Genomic DNA, 17,386 nt, shown 5'->3' on the forward strand with positions numbered 1-17,386 from the left:
CAGGACAGGATCAGGGAACCTGAGGGACGAGCCCGACACCGCTCAACTCAATGAAGGCAGCGTTAAGAAGACGGTTTTGTCACATCGTCGAACGGGCGTCGGCATAATGCTGCATAATCAGCCGCTTAATGTCGTCGCGATGCCTCGAAATGACGCCGAGAACACGGTACTTCGAGTTTGCGCCAGAACCCCGGAACCTCGGTGTCGACGAGCGGTTGGTCTTCAGGGGCAGCCTACGGAAGTCCAGATCATGGCTCGCACGCTGGTCCTGCTCGCCACAGCTCTACAGCTGTCGACCGCCGCAGCCGCGGAGCCGGATTATGGGGCAGCGCGGCAAAAAATGGTCGATACAATCGAGGGTCTCGCCACACGTATCGCCGCAGCCCCTGATACCGGCAGCCTTGCACCATCCGTCCTGGCTGCCTTGCGGCAGGTGCCGCGGCACGAGTTCGTGCCGACAGAGGTCAGAGCTGCCGCCTATGATAACCGGCCCCTGCCGATCGGCTACGGCCAGACAATCTCACAGCCCTACATCGTCGCCCTCATGACCGACCTTGTGAGGCCCGACAAGGATGATGTTGTTCTCGAGGTTGGGACCGGCTCCGGCTATCAGGCCGCCATCCTGTCGCCGCTGGTCAGCCGCGTCTACTCGATCGAGATCGTGGAGGCGCTGGCCAAGCGGGCAACGGAGCGACTGGCTGCGCTGGGCTACGGCAATGTAACGGTGCGTCATGGCGACGGCTATCACGGTTGGCCCGAACACAGCCCCTTCGACGCGATCATCGTGACCGCAGCCGCAAGCCATATTCCCCCGCCCCTTGTCAGGCAGCTCAAGCCGGAGGGCCGCATGGTCATTCCGGTCGGGCCGCCCTTCATGGCTCAGAACCTGATGTTGGTCGAGAAAGACGCCCGGGAGCAAGTGCATACTCGCACACTTCTGCCCGTCCACTTCGTCCCGCTGACTGGCAGTAATCGCTAGGGCCATGGCACTCTTGGTCGCCATCGGCATTCTCGCAGGCGCCGCCCTCGCCTACGAGATCCTGCTGGCGCGCCTGTTCTCAATCCTGCTCTGGCACCATTTCGCCTACATGATCATCAGCGTGGCGCTGCTCGGGATTGGCGCCAGCGGCACGGCTCTCGCCTTCGCACGGGGACCGCGCACCTCATCATCCTTTGGCATCGGCTTCACCGGCTGCGCCGTGCTGTTCGCGATCTCCTCTGTCGGAGGCTTTGCGCTCGCACAACGGGTGTCGTTCAATCCACTCGAGGTGATCTGGGATGTTCACCAGCAGCTTCATCTGGCGCAGATTTACCTGTTGCTGGCGCTGCCCTTTTTTGCCTCCGGTGCCGCGATCGGGTTAGCGTTCATGCACAGCAGCGAACGGATTGCAGCCATCTACCGCGCGGATCTGCTCGGCGCCGGGGCCGGTGCGCTGTTGATTGTCGCCCTGCTGTACGTGCTTCCGCCGCAGGATTGCCTGCGGGTCATTGGCGGGCTGGGCTTCGTTGCGGCGGCACTGACCGCTTTGGACAGTGGCGCTCGCCGTTCGGCTGCCGCATTGGCTGCCCTTGCGGTGATCTCGACGGCCGCCTGGCCGTCGTCATGGCTGCAGCTACAGCCCTCACCGTACAAGGGCTTGAGCGTCTCCATGACCGCACCCGGCGCCCGTGTCCTGGCGCAGCGGTCCAGTCCACTGGGGCTGCTGACGGTGGTCGAAAGCCCGGTTGTTCCGTTTCGTTATGCTCCCGGGCTCAGCCTCAGCGCCCTGTCGGAGCCGCCCATGCAGTTGGGTGTCTTCACGGATGCCGAAGCGCTGACCGTCATCACTCGCTTTATGGGCGACAGGAGTGCGCTCGATTATCTCGATCAGCAGACCACAGCGCTGCCGTACCACCTCCTCCAGACGCCACGCACGCTCATCCTCGGGGCGGGCGGAGGCGCCGACGTACTAAGCGCCCTGTACCATGACGCAGCACACATTGATGCCCTTGAGCTCAATCCGGACCTGGTCGACTTGGTACGGGGATCCTTCTCGGCTTTCGCCGGAGAGCTCTATCGCCGTGAGGGTGTCACCGTGCACATCACCGAGGCCCGCAGCTTTGTCGAGGCGAGTGGACAGCGCTGGGATCTGATCCAGTTGGCGCTCCTCGACTCCTTCACGGCGGCAGCGGCAGGTGTGCAGGCTCTCGGGGAAAGTCCACTCTACACGGTGGAAGCGCTTCAGACATATTACGGGCATCTCGCCCCGGGCGGGCTGCTGGCCATCACGCGCTGGCTGCTCGCACCGCCCCGCGATGCCATCAAGCTGCTCGCCACCGCCGCTGTGGCTCTCGAGCAAACGGGCGTCTCATCCCCCGGCGATCAGCTGGCGATGATTCACAGCTGGAACACGGCAACATTATTGATGAAGAATGGGCGGTTCAACGCCGCCGAGATCGCTGCGATCCGGGCGTTCACCAAAGCCCGTTCCTTCGATGTTGCATGGTACCCGGGCATGCCCGAGGCGGAGGCGAACCGGTTCAACCAAGTGGCCGAGCCTTACCTGTACCGCGCCGCCGTAGCGCTGCTTGGCCCGGCGCGTGAGCGTTTCCTGAACGACTACAAGTTCTATATCACCCCAGCAACCGATGACCGGCCCTACTTTTTCCGCTCATTCAAATGGGCGCTGCTGCCCGAGCTCTTGGCCCAACGTGCTCAAGGCGGGCTGACCCAGATGGATGCGGGCTATCTCGTCGTGCTCGCCACGCTCCTGCAATCGGTGATCGCGAGTCTGATCCTCATTCTCTTGCCGCTGGCGGCATTGCGCGCCAGGCATCGGCATCGCGAGTCTGGAACCATGGCACGATGGCAGATTGCGCTTTACTTTTCGGCTCTTGGCTTTGGTTTCATCTTCATCGAGATCAGCTTCATCCAGCGCTTTACGTTATTCCTTGGCCATCCCCTTGCGGCGATTGCCGTGGTCTTGGCGGCCTTCCTGGTCTTCGCTGGTCTTGGCAGTGGCTTTGCGGCACCACTCGCTTCCCGGCGACGGGCGGTCATCGTGGTGGCTGTGGCCGGCATCATCGCATGCGCCGGGATCTCTCTGATCGGATTGCCGGTCCTGCTGCCGCCCCTTGTCAGCTTGCCCGCTCCGCTCAAAACGGCAATCGCTCTTGTGCTGATCGCGCCGCTGGGCGTCGCGATGGGGCTGCCCTTTCCCCTGGGCTTGCAGCGGGTCTCCGCAGAGGCCCCGGACCTGGTGCCGTGGGCTTGGGGCATCAACGGCTGCGCCTCGGTGGCTGGGGCTGTCCTCGCGAGCATTCTGGCAATGCACATCGGCTTTACTCTCGTCGTTTGCATCGCGCTCGGGCTCTATGCCATTGCCGGCGTGATATTCACCACGGGGCATCATCAGAGCGACCACGGGAGGAGCAGGAGGAATGTCGGGGCAGTGACGCGCCCCATGGGAACAAGGCGATGTCGAGACCCTCATCCTCAGCGTGCGCGGTTCTTGGGCTTGCGCGGAAGGTGCTGATTCCTGCCTCCCGAGCGGGATGCCCGAGTACGCTTGAGAGCTGCGCTCTTGCTGCCCTGCTTGCCCGTCAGCCCGAGACGGTGTGCCTTTCCGATCACGGCATTGCGCGTGACGCCCCCACCAAGCCTCTCGGCAATCATGCGGGCCGTCTCTCCGGCCAGCCAAAGGCGTGTCAGCAACTCCATCCGGTGCTCGTCCCAGGGCGCCGTCATGCCGCTTCCCGAACCTCCCCGCCTCCAGCCCTCATTCGTTCGTCGAGTGGACAGCCAGCAGACGCCGTCTCTTTCGTTCCGAGCCAGGTCTTGATCTTCGCAAAGAGCGGTGTGTCGGGGACTGCCGTGGGAGTGGTCGCTCTGGCCTGGACGGCTTTCATCCTGGTCCTCGCCTCGTCTGGTGCGGACAAGTCCGCCTGTCGCCCAATGGCCAGCGCCCCTTCGAGAACCCCAAGACCTTTGTCGAACGGAAAGCGAGAGTAATCGCCGGGCATGTTCCGATTGATGTCGGTTGCCCGCTCGCGCTCGACCTTCAGCGGATCGGCACGGGCCAGGCGGGTCACAAACGGCAGCAGGTGCTGCCGCTCCTCGTTGGAGGGCTCGTCGGTCAGCGGCATCGCCAACCGGCGGATCGGCCGCGAGAAGCGATCCGGCATCTCCTCGACCGCCGGGATCGGCGTGGATTCGAAGCCAGCCGCAATCAGAGCCGCCTCGTTGATGCAAGTCCCGCCGTCCTTGCCGGGGAACGGGTGTGATCCCGCCTTGAGCTTCCAGTTCAGGAGGTGATTGAAGCCTTCCATGGTGGCCATCCTCGTGGCGCCCCACACCAAGAATGTTGATCCCGTGCCATCACGTCTGTCAATCCGAACGGCACTCCGTCCGAGGCGTATTGAGCGCAGGTGCGCCGTGGCCAGCCTCGCAGTAATCTCGGGCATGGGGATTCCGCTCATCCAGTGGCGCTCTTCTGGCCCGCCAGGCTTCTATGCTCAGAGATGACGAGAAATTCCGCAGGGGCAAGGGAGGCTATCCGACAGTGTCAACGTCCTGGACCACGGGGGTGTCGATCGTGCAGGTCACCCCGGCTGGGGCAAACTCGATGCGCGCCTCGCCGCCCAGATCCTGAGCCAGGCTGCGCTCGATCAGCCGGGTGCCGAAGCCGCGGCGGCGGGGCGGCTCAACCGGCGGGCCGCCTTTCTCCGTCCAGCGCAGCCTGAGGTGCGGCGGCGTGCAGTCGCGATCAAGCATCCAGGTGAGTGTGACCGTGCCGGACGCATTCGACAACGCCCCGTACTTGGCGGCGTTGGTCGCCAGTTCATGCAGCGCCATCGCCAGGTCAAGCGCCATGCGCGGCGACAGCCGCACTCCCGGCCCGCGCACATGAAAGCGGTCATTCTCCGGATCGCGGAACGGCGCCAACGCTTGCACAACGATCGCGTGCAGGTCCGCCCCCTGCCATTTCTCCTGGGTGAGCACGTCATGGGCGCGGGAGAGAGCGATCATGCGCTGCTCGATCATGGCACGAGCTTCCGGCGGAGTCGGCGCATTGCGCAGGGTCTGCGACACGATCGACTGCACGGTTGCCAGCGTGTTCTTGACCCGGTGGTTGAGCTCGTTGAGCAGCAGCTGCTGGTACTCGGCCGCCCGAACCCGAGCCGTGACATCGCTGCCTTCGATGAAGATGCCGGCGACTTGGCCATCCGCCCCGATGATCGGCTGATAGACAAAGTCGACAAAGATCTCCTCGATAGGACCCTGCGGCTGCCGCTGGACCTTCGCCGGCATCTGGTGCCCGATGAAGGGCTTGCCTGTCGCGTAAACCTGATCGAGCAGCTCGAAGAAGCCCTGCCCTGCCAGCTCCGGCAGGGCCTCGCGCACCGGCTTGCCGATGAGGTCGCGCTCGCCGACGATCCGTCGGTACGCATCGTTGACCAGCACGTAGACATGGTCCGGCCCGCGCAGGACCGCCATGTGGCCGGGCGCCTGCCGGAACAGGGCGCGCAGATCCGCCAGTTCAGCGTTGAGGGTATCACGGGCCTGGGCTTTGCTGGTCATCACGCCTGATCCAAGAATGCCCCGACCCCGTTGGGGCTGCCGCGGAGCTGTAGTAAGAATGGGGACCCGCTGAGGAAACGCAGCCGAGGTCAACTGGATCTGGTGCCTACTATTTCTCGGGTATCGCCCCGTGCGCCCCGGCACAGCCGAACGCCGGCTCCCCGCAAGCCTCCTCCCCTTCCTGAGACGGATCGTCCATTGCGTGAATGCTGTCCGTCGCGATGACCCGTGGTCCGTGAACTCTGCTCCAGCCAAGTCGCAATGCCACGCTGCTCCCTATGGTTAGGTTATTCACCGTTAGGTGCAAGTTCCCTCTGAGAAGCAAGGGAGCACAAACTACGCTCTATGCGGTGGCCCAGGGCGCGTTGAGCCAAGGTCACGAGCGAGATCTGACCTCAACCATTACTGGTCAGGCCAGGGAACAGGCTCGACGGGCGGCCGAGCGGGATTTGGCTTCCGAGCGCCTATACAAGTTCGCCAGCCGCCTCCCGGCGCTCGACGATCCGTAATCCGTTGTCGATCATGTGGATATCCATGCTCATGGCGACCTGCATCATTAATGTGTGATCTTGCGCTTCGACAACAGGCGGCCTGAGATGGCGACAACCTGGCCGCCTGAGGATCGCCTGGATCCGGAGGTGCTGTCAGCCGCTGAACTTGCGCTTGCGAAGGACGAGGCCGAACATCTCGACGATATGGTCCGCAATCTTCTGGCGATGCCGGAGAGGGAACAGGGCTCGGCTTGGCAATCGTCAAGGGAAGCGTTGAGGCTCATCAGGGCATTGTCGGAGCCATCAGTCCTGTTGCCGATCGTCGTGGTACCCGGATCGAAATCAGACTCCCGCTCCCGAAGGAAGATTCATGACGCGTCCATCGCGTTCTTGTCATTGACGATGAGCCGGCCATTCACCGCTTTCTCACACCAGCGCTGCTGGCGAACGATTATGAGGTGCTCAAGGCCGAAACGGGCAGCGGCGGGCTCCGGCAGATTGCAGCGCATGCCCCAGACATCGTCATTCTGGACCTTGGCCTGCCGGATATCGACGGGGAGGAGATCATCAATCGGGTGCGTGAACGGTCCGATGTGCCGATCATCGTGCTCTCGGTGCGGGATCGCGATGCCGAGACGATCGCTGCCCTCGACTGCGGTGCGGACGATTTCCCGATCGCCACGCGAGCTGCCCGCAGTGTCACGAATCCCGAAGCGCCAGCGGTCAACGGCATTGCGTTTAAGCTCCATGCCCGATCTGCTTCTATTATTTGAATTGGCCGGCAACGCGGCGATGACGCATCGGCATACCAAAGTATAGATACCTTAAATCCTCCTGGTGCCCGTCGTTCTCCACAGAGATAATTGAGGCGCAGCAGAGAAATTTATTAGGTTAAGCCCACCAAGCGACCTCCTCTGCGAGGATCCGTTGAAGTCAACTGAATTACTGCTTCTAAATACTTACCCGGAAGTCGGGGGGAAGCCTGTATTGCACCGAGCGCGTGAATACCTCTGTTATACATGCCGCAAACTTTTTCAGGAATCACCAAGACTTTGCCACCATGGTGCAGTCATTTACGCGGGCGCAGACAAACTCCAGCCCTAGACGAGAAAACGCGGATGGTTAGGCACCGTAATTTGATCTTCTGCAGTATCCAATCTCGGGAATTGGAGACGACTGGATCGGAATCGCTTCTATCTGGACGTGAGGGTGCATAGAATGCCTCGGTATTTCTTCCACATCTGTGATCGCGAAAAGTTCACCGACAAGGACGGGACGACCCTCGCTAACAGCGAGGAAGCCCGCGCCCATGCCATCACGATCGCAGGCGAACTCCTCAGGGACGCGGGTAAAAAATTCTGGAGCGGCAAAGAGTGGCGGCTGCTCGTCACGGATGAGACAGGTGCAAATATATGGAGAGTGAGGTTCCTGGTTGAAGATATTAGCCTGGGCTGACCATGGATAGCGACCGGAATCTCAGCCAGATTTCCAGATACTTTTAGTCACCGGAAGGTGTCGCCTGATCTGGCTGGCAAAGCATCGGTGTTCACTACCAGTCTCATGATCCCGCTGGCCTTCACTTACAAGACGGCTTAAACCGCTCCAGCGGTTTGGGCGAATAGCGCGATCCATCTATGAATGATCGCGTGATCAACGAAGATGCCTTGTTCCGCCGTCACCTCCTCCAGATTTCAGAGGCTGAGATTGTAGGCCCAATACCACTTGACGCAGAGCAAAATCACGGATCAATCGAAATGCCCAAGGAACAAGGGCATTGTCAGTGTTTAAACGAGGCTCGGCCTCGTTGGAGCCGCTTCACGAAGCGCGGCGCCTTGACAAGTTGCGTATCGAGCGCATCCTCCGCCCATCACAGTGGGTATCTCTCGTTCGTAGATCGCCTCGCATCTCCTTAGGGCTGGCGGGAAATTCCGCTCATCCGGGTCCTCATCGCCGATGCTCCATCGCTTTATCTTCTGCTCCTGCGGCCTCCCCGACCAGGATGCTGATTTGGTAGATCAGACCCTCAGCTCGGTACTGCATGTCAAGGCCTCCCATCAACTCACGCTGAATGATCTGCTTCAGCATACGCGTACCGAAGCCTGTGGAAGCTGGCAGTTCAACTCTGGGTCCGCCGGATTCGCGCCAAGTGATGCCAAGAGCGGTCCCACCGTCTTGAGCCTCCGCGCTCCACTCCACCAAGACGCGACCGTCCGGGACTGATAAAGCACCGTGCTTGATGGCATTTGTCGCAAGCTCGTGGACAGCCATCCCAAGGGCGACAGCCACTCTCGGAGGCAGATCCACATCTGGCCCCTCGAGAACGTACCGCTGCAACTCGGTTCCGTAGGGTTCAAGCTCAACCTTGAGAATTTTGCGCAATGAGGCAGCCTCCCAGCCGCTCTCATTGAGCAGGTTATGAGCCCGAGATAAAGCCAGGAGGCGAGCCTCAAACCGCTCACGGGCGACTTCCGGAGGCAATCCTTGGCGAAGCGATTGCCATGCAAGTGACTGAACAGTGGCGAGGGTGTTCTTCACTCGGTGGTTCAGTTCGTCGATAAGAAGCTTCTGGCGCTCCTCGGCTCGCTTGCGTTCGGTGACGTCTTCCACGATCCGGACCGCATAGAGAAAGCGACCGAGATCATCCCGTACCGCACTGCTGAAGACCCGCGTCCACCCCTTTGCTCCATCTTTGCGGGTGTGCCGCTTTTCGATCGTGTAGACATCAAGCTCACCTGCGACCTGTCGCTGGAATAATTCGCAATCTGTCGTCAGTTCAATGCCATCATTCGCATGCGTGAAGTGCAGCCCCAGCAGTTCCTCGCGGGCATGTCCAGTCAACTGGCAGCGCGCTTCGTTGACGTAGACGAAACACCCCTCCTGATCCACCTCTGCAATTCCGACGGCCGCGTTCTCTTGCGTCGCCCGTAGACGGCCTTCACTTGCGCGTAAAGACGCCTCCCGCTGCCGCAGCTCCGAGGAGGCCGTCGAGAGCGCACGGTCGACATCGTCGATCTCACGCAATCCGGTTTCCAGCGGCACCACCGGTGCCCCCGTTCCAAGCACCCGGGCCTGATCAGCCAAGGCCTGAACAGGATTAATGATGCGTCTTCCCAACCACAGCGCGAGGAGGCAGGAGAGGCCAATAAGTGCGAGGCCTAGGGTAGCAATCGTCCACAAAGATCTCTTCAATGGTCGCTGGATAGTCTCCTTTTGGACCCCGACAGCCGCTTTCCAGCCCGACAGCTTGGATCGAGCATAGGCTGCCAAGACCGGGAAACCTTCTTGGGTCACTCCCTCCCAGACCCCCTCGTCGGCAACCGCGTTCCTGCGCAGATCCTCCGTGGCGAGCTTACCGACGAAGGTCTCATGCAGCCGGGCCCGAGCAATGATCCGATCCGCACGATCAATGATGGCCGCTGTCCAGTCGGCTGGAAGACTCTGCGCCTGAAGCAACTCGGCAAAACGCTTCGGCTCCAAGGCAACAGAGAGGACATGAGTGACTTGGTCGTCTTTCAGCACCGGTACGTGGACGTACACAACCGTTTCATCTGAGACTGGGCCGACGAACAGATCCTGAATGAAGGGGCGCCTTGTTTGGATCACCTCTTCATCAATCTGAAGATTCGCACCCTCCGGCAGAGGAGTCCCCCAGGGGAAGCGCGTGTTCACGACCTGTTGACCCGTGCGGTCTCTCACCACAATAGCATAGACGTCAAATCGCTCGGGGGACAATGAGCGCAAGGTGACAAGAGCCCGCCGGTAGAACGCTTCGTAGTTGCCGTCGACCAATGATTCCGACGCAGCAAGCGCTCGGGCCGTTGCAAGCACTCCGGTAAGCTCGCGATCAGCGGCAGAGATGATCCGCTGTGCAGCATCACGAGCATCACGTTCATAGCGGCCGCTTTCGGCATCGGCAAACCACCAAACAAGCACTAAACCAAACACGAGAACCGGGAGTATCGGAGCAATGCCAAACGCCAGCAAATGCTGCCTTATCGAGGAGCGCAACAGCCGTTTCATGAACCACGATGCACCATAGGACGGACACCAGAATCGAGATAGTTCAATAGTTAAATGTTTAAGAAAAATTGTGGCAATGTCGCTGGAGCGTTCGCGTATCGCTGTCCGCCGCCTGCGCCTGTCGACCTGTATTCCAAAGGGCAATCATTTGGTGCTTAAATTCGCTGATGAATGCATGTCTGCTTGGGCACATTCGGAATTTTCCTGCTTCTGGAGGTATCGTCAGAAAGTGCTCATCCAAGCGGAGAACCGTGAATCTTGTTTCCTGGCCATCGGCCCGGAATGTCCATATCGCTCAATGATAGAGCTCGTGGCGGCGCCTTGCCTTCAGCATCAGTTCTACGGCAGCGGCTAGTTCGGACTCGTCAAACTCGGAGAATCCGCAACTGTCCACTGTTGAGGCTATGGCATGCGAGTAAATCTCCAGCCAGAACAGTGGCCAGTCATCTGCCTCACTTCCTTGAGGGAGTTCGGTTAAACGCACGTCAAGAGAGCCGAACCGGGCAACCACGACAGTCCTAGATCCGGCCGGATCGCTGGCCGTAAACACAAGCTGGACATAGGCGCGAATGATTCTTTGCTCGATTTCGTCAGGACAGAGGTCGAGCCAGAGCTGACTAACTGTATGATTTGTGCTGTACCGTGGCACGCGGCCCTCCAGACTGATGTTTGCACTTCGCTATGGTACGAGATCTATTCAGTAGCGGGGCCATGCTCCGCGTGAAGCCACGTCGGATGTGAGGCTCGCCGACAGGTCATAGACGTGCTACCGCCGCACTTTATGCAGCACACCGATGATCGCTGGGTCGGGATGAGCGGCCTCCTGGGCGGACCGCATCCCGTCGGTCACGTGCCGCATCGTTTTTTAGCACGGTAGTCCTGGCAGGTTCCCTCGGGACGATATGGCACCGAGTGGAGGATCTTGCGTCCCGGGCGGAGCCCACTGCGGGGTGGCTGGTGTGAACGCCGCGGTACTGACCCGCGAGAATCCACTCCTCAACCAGGACAGGGAGATCGGCACGGCTATGCAGCCAACCGACTCCATGCGGCCGATGCCTTGGAATGAGGAAGCCTCGTTCGCTCGTGTCCGGCCTAATAACTTTGCGGTCAGCAGCCTGTAAGTCCCGCGCAAACTCCTCGCGAAGATCTGGATCGCTATCCGCAATAAGCATGTATTCCGCCCCGGTTGCGCTCATAGCAGCCTCTTGTGCCAGTTCGCCTCACGGGCGCCTATCGACGGAGTTCAAATAGAAAGTGCTCTGATTGATCCGAAGCTATCACGTCTCGCCGCCATAACTCGATTGTCCTTACGGAAGGGACGGCTATCGAAAGAGATTGGAGCGACTATACATTGGTTTGAGAGGACTAATACCGTGAGTGCCGTGATATGCGGGCGCCCGTCCGGACCAGGATTTCATGGAACCCGCGTGCCAGGGCTGTCGGAATTGGATCTCCACGTACAGAATGCCATCCGTCCCTCTCGACTGGCACGCCGTCGACGCCGTAGCAGTCGGGTGTGAACATTAGGTCCGTCTCAAGGGGCATGTCGAATGGACGTGGGTGCAAACGGATGACGAGCACACAAAACAGGTTGTTCGCCCTGACCCATAACATGTTGCCGCGACGAGGTAGGCGTTGGCGCAATGGTATCGTCAGCTCCTCATGTTGAACGACCGGAGGCACGCGACAACCGAAAAGCTATCGCACGGTGCCGTCACCGCCTAGCCCTCTTCAGAGCCATGTCGATGCATTGAAGCAAGCTTTGCTCATCGAACGGCTTATCCAGGAAGCCAACAGCTCCAGCCTTGAGTAAGCGTGCCCGAAGTCTCTCTTCGGGAAAGGCCGTGATAAAAACAATCGGTATATGCTGACCTTGGGCAATCAAGAGGTTTTGCAACTCAATCCCGCTTATGCCCGGCATTTGAACGTCGGCAATCAGACATGACGTTTCGTCCATGTAAGGGGACTGCAGAAACTCTTCGACCGATGGAAAAGTGTGAACGACCAATCCAAGCGAACTCACGAGACTCTTCATCGCGACGCGAACGGACTCGTCATCGTCGATGATCGAAATGACCGGGAAGTTGGACAAGGTGGCCCGCCCTCCTGCCTTTGAGGATAGAACCCCTGCGGCTGCGAAGCCGTCGTAAATGAAGCGAGTATGATCCGAATATATTCGGGTGAAATCATACTTAGGTTTATGGATTCTACTATCTTGCGTGAGTTCAGGTGTTCAACCGCTCTCACCCAATTGCCCCGACGGAATTACTGTTTCAGGTCGCAGGCCGGAAATCTTGTGCAACAATGCAGATTCGGCACAGAAGGTCATCGGTGCAATTCTTTTGATGACCATGCGCAACTTGGCTGCTTACATCCGAGAGACTTCGCCTTTGCGAACTCCCTCACCCCATTCAGTGTTGCTGGTCCGCCTGGCGATGGCAGGTGCCAGGTCACGACGCAGCATCCTGGCGCGGAGGCAAGGTGAATCGAAAGACGGCACCCTTGGGTTTGTTCGTGGTAGCCCACACCCGCCCGCCATGCGCTTCGATAATCGACCGGCAAATCGACAGTCCCATGCCCATGCCGCCGGGCTTGGTTGTATAGAATGCATTGAACAGGTCGTCCAAGTGCTCCACCTCCAGTCCCGGTCCGGTGTCGTGCACTTCGACGAGCACTCCACGTGATCGATCCTCTTCGGTGCGGATCAGCAAAGTTCGCGCACCCTTGTCGGTGCTGCCCATTGCTTCGATTGCGTTCAGGATCAGGTTCAGAATCACTTGTTGCAGCTGAACCCGATCCCCTTGAACGAGCGGCAAGCCCTTTCCGAGTTGGGATTGCAGCGAAATGCTGTTTCTCACCAACTCGTTACGGGTCAGGGCGATGGTTTCGCGGATGACTTCGTTGATGTTCAGCGGATCGTTTCGTGGAGGGATCTTCTTGATCAGAGCCCGAATCCGGCCGATGACCTCACTGGCGCGATTGCCGTCCTTGACGATATGACCAAGGGCCTGCCGGGTCTCTTCGAGATCGGGGGGAGTAGCACTGAGCCAGCGCAAAGCGGCATGGGCGTGGGTAACGACTGCGGCGATGGGCTGATTGACTTCATGGGCGATCGAAGCCGCTAGCTGCCCCATCGTCGTAACGCGATTGACGCGCGCAAGCTCCTGCTGCGCCTCGCGCAAGGCTTCGGACGCCCGCTTTCTTTCGGTAATGTCCTCGCAGACGATCAAGATGACAGGCTGGTTCCTCATCAGCACGGCCCTGGCTGTTTCGCGAACCCAGAGCATTGAGCCGTCTTTGCGGATCTTGCGGAGTTCCCAGCTCATCGTCCTGCCGAGTTGTTCGAGGCAGATGACTGCATTCCGCTGCACGGCCTCTCGGTCCGCCTCATGAAAAATGTTCAGAACGGAGGAGCCAGTGAGTTCGCTGACGGTATAGCCGAGTTGCTCAGCCCCGTAGGGATTCACGGACAGGATCGTGCCGGCTGCGTCGACCATGAAGTACATGGTCGGATTGTTCTCGAAAACCGCCTTCCATTGCTCCTCGCTCTCCCGCAGCGCCTCTTCGGCCCGCTTGTTCTCGGTGATGTCCATGGCCGCCCCGATAATTTCAACAAGATCGCCGGATTTGCTGAAAACGGGATGGCCTACTCCGTGAAGGTGTTTGACCTCGCCGTCTGGAAGAACGATCCGGAAGTCTATCTCGGAATCTCCTCTTTTACGAACTGCGGTTTCCGCGTTCTCGAGCCACTTGGCCCGATCCTCCGGGTGAATCCGCTGGAGGAGCGCCTCGAAAGACGGGATACCTGCTTTTGGATCGAAGCCAAACAAGCGGTAGCGTTGCTGTGACCAATAGGTGATCTCGCCCGTGATGTGGTTCCACGCCCAACTGCCGCTTTTACTCACCGACTCCGCTTCCGCCAAATAGGCTTCGCTGCGCCGCAGTTCCTCCTCCGCCCGCTTGCGCTCCGTGATGTCTGTCACGGTCACGAGCACGCTGTCGAATGGATCAGATTGCGGCGGGAACGTAATCGTGAACAGCGCAGTCAACTTTTCTCCCATCAGCGTCTGGAGAGATGTCTCGGCTTCGAACTGCGCCGAGCCCTCGGCGACGGCAACGAGAACTTTCGCAAATGCTTCGGTAGCCTCCTCCGTGATTATCTTGTGAAGTGAGACCAAGATCTCCTCTTTGTCTTGAGCCTTGAAGAGCCGGATGGTCGCCTCGTTGACGTCAACAACCTTCACCCTTGATATGGCATGCTGGGCAAAATCCGGGTGCTCGGCCAGATATTGGCCGATGTCCCGAATACCCCGGCTCTTCAGTTCATCAATGGCGGCTTTGACATCGGAGAAATCCTCCTCCCAGATCGACACGCCGACCGTATCGAAGATGCCGCGATATTTTCTTTCGCTCTCGCGCAGCTGTGCCATCGATTCACGCAGCCGGGCTGCCATCGCATTGACACGCATCGCAAGGCGGCCCAGTTCGTCTCCGGACTCAACGGCACAACGCGCATCCAGGTCGCCACCGGCGATGCGGTCAACCATCCCCTCCAGGCGGTTGACCGGGCCGCGCACCATCCACTTGAGCAGCACGAATGTCGCCACGTAGAGGCTGATGATGGTGGTGATCGCGATGAGAAGAATGGCCCGGCGGAATGAAGCAATCGCCGCATCCGTGACTGCACGGCTTAGCACAACGCGGACTTCACCAATCTTCTCTGCCGGAGAACTTTGGAACGCCGCGTACTCGATCGGCCGAACCCGGACGACGGTGTCAGACGTGCCCGCCGGCCGCGCTTTACTCACAGTGGAGACCAGACCGTAGTTGACTGCGGTCACGCTGAACTCGACAACCTCGGCATTATCCGAGAGTGCAGCAAGCTGATGGTCAATTGCCCTGAAGTCCACGTTCCAGAGCGGATGGGCTAGTGAACGGCTGAGCAGGTCCGCGAACTCCGTGGCGCGCGCCTCCAGTTCGAGGAGTCTGCGGCCCCGCTCGCGCTCGATCTCGAAATAGGCGGATCCAGCCACCACTGCCGCTACGAGCATGGTAAGCGCCAACATCAGTTTGGTGTGCAAACTGACAGCGTGCAGCTTCAAGCCCGCGGGGATTGGAGAGATCAAGGTAAGTTCCGTTTTTCCACGAGGTCCTTAAGGTTGAAGTCGTAGGGTCCGGGCCGCGGATGCAATGCCTTCGAATAACTGCGGAAGTCCAGCATGTCCTTTCGTTTCATGACAATGTCATCATATCGGGCGACGTTCTCACGGCCGACGACGAGATAGTCGAACCTCTGGGAAACCCCGCCATGCGCAGCGAAATCCTGCCCGTTATGGTAATCGTTGAGCAAGACGATCGCCCAGGCTCCAATGAGAAAGTTGCCTGCAGCGGTCGCTGTCAGTCCGCCCTGGACCACGCTGGACAGGGCATCGGGCCACCCCCCCATGCCACCCACGAGCACGGAGGCTCCACGGGCCTTGACCGCACGCAGCGCACCCAACGCCATCGAGTCATTGGCAGCCCAGATGATGTTGGTGTCCGGGTAGCGGGCGAGTAAAATCGTCGCTTTGTTTTCGCCATCCGCATAGCTCCAGTCTCCGTACACGAGCTGATGGATTGTGCCGCGTCCTGCCTGGACGATATAGTCCTTGACGCCCTCCGCCCGCTCCAGCGACACCGGCGTGTTGGGATCCCCCGTGATGCCGACGACCCGCGGTTCGCGATCACCGAGCCGATGGTACAGATATTCCATCAGCAGGTAGCCGGCACGTGCGGCGTCCGCTGTCACTGTTCCGATCCAGTTCCGAATGTGTTGACGCTCATTGCCGATCTCGCGACGCTGCTGGGGCGTGAGATCGTTATGGATGAGCAGGATCTTTGCTGGCGATTGCGCCAACATGTTAAGGATCTGCTGGGCGGCCAGCTTCTCATTGACGATGATGATGTAGTCTGGGGCGTCAACCCGTTGCGCCACCTCCTCGGCTTGACGCAGCATCCGCAGGTGGTCTCGCTCCGCGTAGAATATTTCGAGCTGCATCTCGAACATTTGTGCGGCCATACGCATGGAGTCGCCGACCATCTGCCAATATGGACCGGCTCCACGGTCGACCGGCTCGCCGGGATTGAGGAAGACGATGCGAGGCGTTCTCTGGGCTGAAACCGGGCAGGCCAGAGCCAGCAAGCCGGCGTGGGCGAGGGCGAGCATGACACTTCTGCGGTTCATGAGACGCCTCCGGGCCGCAGGGCGTGCACTTTCGTAATGATCCTACACCAATTGACTCGGTTGGATAAGAGCTTCGAATAGGGGTCCATCCTGCAATCCTGACCTCGTCAGGGCAGTTGGCCTTCTGTCTCGCGGGAGATCCTGCCTGTCTGGTTTTGGGAGGCACGCAGGGGTTTCCGGGCCTCGAGGGCCTTTCCAGTGGCCCTCACGTGGCCGATCAGTCGCCGGGAACAGGCCCTGTGCGAGGCCCAGACGCCGGCTGATCGAGCTCCGCCGCGCCAACGGAGGCACCGCAGGCCTTATTGTGAGGATGAGCGGGCTCCGAGCACTTCGGCCATTCTCACCAGATCGGCCAGCGTGCGAGCGCCCATTTTTCGCATGACCTGGCCGCGATGGATTTTGACGGTAATCTCGCTGACACCGAGTTTGTTCGCGATCTGCTTATTCATCATTCCGGTTGTGACCCAGCCCATCACCTCCTGCTCCCGCCGGGTCAGGGTGTCGAACCGTGCCCGCAAGTCCGACAAGTGCTTTTGGGCTTGCCGCCGTTGGCGATCGCGCTCAAGCGCTATGGCAACTGCATCCAGCATGTCCTGATCGCGAAATGGTTTGGGAAGGAAATCAACAGCTCCAGCCTTCATGGCTTTCACCGACATCGGGATGTCGCCGTGGCCCGTCATGAAAATGATGGGAATATGAATGTCCGCCTTGGCCAGCTCGGCCTGAAAGTCGAGGCCACTCATGCCCGGCAGTCTGACGTCGAGCACCATGCAGCTGGCTACGTCAGGCAAGCTACTGTGCAACAGCTCCACTGCCGAACCAAACATCTCGGCCTTAAGGCCGACGGATCGAAACAGACTTCTCAGCGCTTCGCGCAGAGATTCATCATCTTCAACAACGAATATGATTGGCTCTTCGACAGCCGCGCGCGGTGGAGCTGGACGATGGGACATGAGATCCACTCCAGATAGGAGCCGGTGGCTTCTAAAATAACATCTTATGGGGTGTCTCCTAAAGGTAACCAGAGGGCTTCGTGGCCGTGTAGGCAACCTCTCGACCGGCGATGTCACGCCGGCATTATCAACCAAACAC

The 17,386-nt window shown here is 59.8% G+C and carries 13 protein-coding genes and 2 pseudogenes; 5 read left to right on the forward strand and 10 right to left on the reverse strand.

Annotation, left to right across the window (positions count from 1 at the left end; genetic code table 11):
• Nucleotides 1–250: 250 nt before the first annotated feature.
• Nucleotides 251–979, forward strand: coding sequence for a protein-L-isoaspartate(D-aspartate) O-methyltransferase (locus AA309_RS29420; protein WP_047192580.1), 729 nt, complete (start codon nt 251–253; stop codon nt 977–979).
• A gap of 4 nt (nt 980–983) precedes the next feature.
• Entirely contained in the window at nt 984–3,515 is a 2,532-nt protein-coding gene (locus AA309_RS29425) for a class I SAM-dependent methyltransferase (protein WP_200902071.1), read from the forward strand.
• Here AA309_RS29425 and AA309_RS37355 read toward each other — a convergent pair.
• From AA309_RS37355 to AA309_RS29440, 3 genes are all read right to left on the reverse strand, one after another.
• Complete coding sequence (locus AA309_RS37355; RefSeq protein ID WP_047192588.1) at nt 3,476–3,727, reverse strand: GcrA family cell cycle regulator; 252 nt, start codon at nt 3,725–3,727, stop codon at nt 3,476–3,478. The genes AA309_RS29425 and AA309_RS37355 overlap by 40 nt on opposite strands.
• The gene (locus AA309_RS29435; RefSeq protein WP_200902072.1) at nt 3,724–4,308 is read right to left on the reverse strand and encodes a hypothetical protein; all 585 of its coding nucleotides are present in this window, start codon (nt 4,306–4,308) and stop codon (nt 3,724–3,726) included. The genes AA309_RS37355 and AA309_RS29435 overlap by 4 nt, the downstream gene beginning before the upstream one ends.
• A gap of 223 nt (nt 4,309–4,531) precedes the next feature.
• The gene (locus AA309_RS29440; RefSeq protein ID WP_052955085.1) at nt 4,532–5,560 is read right to left on the reverse strand and encodes a sensor histidine kinase; all 1,029 of its coding nucleotides are present in this window, start codon (nt 5,558–5,560) and stop codon (nt 4,532–4,534) included.
• Between the two features lie 715 nt (nt 5,561–6,275).
• On the opposite strand from AA309_RS29440, the pseudogene AA309_RS37960 reads away from it, so the two are divergent.
• The 3 genes and pseudogenes from AA309_RS37960 to AA309_RS29450 form a co-directional block, all read left to right on the forward strand.
• Nucleotides 6,276–6,425 (forward strand): annotated as a pseudogene (locus AA309_RS37960) (ATP-binding protein); the annotation flags it as partial.
• A 66-nt stretch (nt 6,426–6,491) separates the two neighbouring features.
• Nucleotides 6,492–6,824, forward strand: coding sequence for a response regulator (locus AA309_RS33790; protein WP_280136942.1), 333 nt, complete (start codon nt 6,492–6,494; stop codon nt 6,822–6,824).
• A 445-nt stretch (nt 6,825–7,269) separates the two neighbouring features.
• Nucleotides 7,270–7,506: a DUF6894 family protein gene (locus AA309_RS29450; protein ID WP_047192582.1), complete on the forward strand. Its 237-nt coding sequence runs from the start codon at nt 7,270–7,272 to the stop codon at nt 7,504–7,506.
• Nucleotides 7,507–7,645: 139 nt separating this feature from the next.
• Here the strand turns inward: AA309_RS29450 and AA309_RS36025 are convergent.
• The 7 genes and pseudogenes from AA309_RS36025 to AA309_RS29480 all read right to left on the reverse strand — a co-directional run.
• Nucleotides 7,646–7,793: pseudogene (locus AA309_RS36025) on the reverse strand (IS6 family transposase); the annotation flags it as partial.
• A gap of 202 nt (nt 7,794–7,995) precedes the next feature.
• On the reverse strand, nt 7,996–10,071 hold the full coding sequence (locus AA309_RS29455; protein WP_084731808.1) for an HWE histidine kinase domain-containing protein: 2,076 nt from the start codon (nt 10,069–10,071) through the stop codon (nt 7,996–7,998).
• Between the two features lie 295 nt (nt 10,072–10,366).
• Entirely contained in the window at nt 10,367–10,720 is a 354-nt protein-coding gene (locus AA309_RS29460; protein ID WP_047192584.1) for a hypothetical protein, read from the reverse strand.
• Between the two features lie 1,065 nt (nt 10,721–11,785).
• Nucleotides 11,786–12,163, reverse strand: coding sequence for a response regulator transcription factor (locus AA309_RS29465; protein ID WP_084731810.1), 378 nt, complete (start codon nt 12,161–12,163; stop codon nt 11,786–11,788).
• A gap of 358 nt (nt 12,164–12,521) precedes the next feature.
• Entirely contained in the window at nt 12,522–15,173 is a 2,652-nt protein-coding gene (locus tag AA309_RS32675; RefSeq protein WP_150117835.1) for a PAS domain S-box protein, read from the reverse strand.
• Nucleotides 15,174–15,193: 20 nt separating this feature from the next.
• Nucleotides 15,194–16,294, reverse strand: coding sequence for an ABC transporter substrate-binding protein (locus tag AA309_RS29475; RefSeq protein WP_047192585.1), 1,101 nt, complete (start codon nt 16,292–16,294; stop codon nt 15,194–15,196).
• 299 nt (nt 16,295–16,593) lie between these two features.
• Nucleotides 16,594–17,247, reverse strand: a complete 654-nt coding sequence (locus AA309_RS29480) for a response regulator transcription factor (RefSeq protein ID WP_047192586.1) — start codon at nt 17,245–17,247, stop codon at nt 16,594–16,596.
• Nucleotides 17,248–17,386: the final 139 nt, after the last annotated feature.

The organism is Microvirga vignae, assembly GCF_001017175.1.
In the GTDB taxonomy this organism is placed as follows: domain Bacteria; phylum Pseudomonadota; class Alphaproteobacteria; order Rhizobiales; family Beijerinckiaceae; genus Microvirga; species Microvirga vignae.

Coding starts and splice junctions, on each gene's coding strand:
- AA309_RS29420 (WP_047192580.1), top strand. CDS start 251: ATGGCTCGCACGCTGGTCCTGCTCGCCACAGCTCTACAGCTGTCGACC.
- AA309_RS29425 (WP_200902071.1), top strand. CDS start 984: ATGGCACTCTTGGTCGCCATCGGCATTCTCGCAGGCGCCGCCCTCGCC.
- AA309_RS37355 (WP_047192588.1), bottom strand. CDS start 3,727: ATGACGGCGCCCTGGGACGAGCACCGGATGGAGTTGCTGACACGCCTT.
- AA309_RS29435 (WP_200902072.1), bottom strand. CDS start 4,308: ATGGAAGGCTTCAATCACCTCCTGAACTGGAAGCTCAAGGCGGGATCA.
- AA309_RS29440 (WP_052955085.1), bottom strand. CDS start 5,560: ATGACCAGCAAAGCCCAGGCCCGTGATACCCTCAACGCTGAACTGGCG.
- AA309_RS29450 (WP_047192582.1), top strand. CDS start 7,270: ATGCCTCGGTATTTCTTCCACATCTGTGATCGCGAAAAGTTCACCGAC.
- AA309_RS29455 (WP_084731808.1), bottom strand. CDS start 10,071: ATGAAACGGCTGTTGCGCTCCTCGATAAGGCAGCATTTGCTGGCGTTT.
- AA309_RS29475 (WP_047192585.1), bottom strand. CDS start 16,294: ATGAACCGCAGAAGTGTCATGCTCGCCCTCGCCCACGCCGGCTTGCTG.
- AA309_RS29480 (WP_047192586.1), bottom strand. CDS start 17,247: ATGTCCCATCGTCCAGCTCCACCGCGCGCGGCTGTCGAAGAGCCAATC.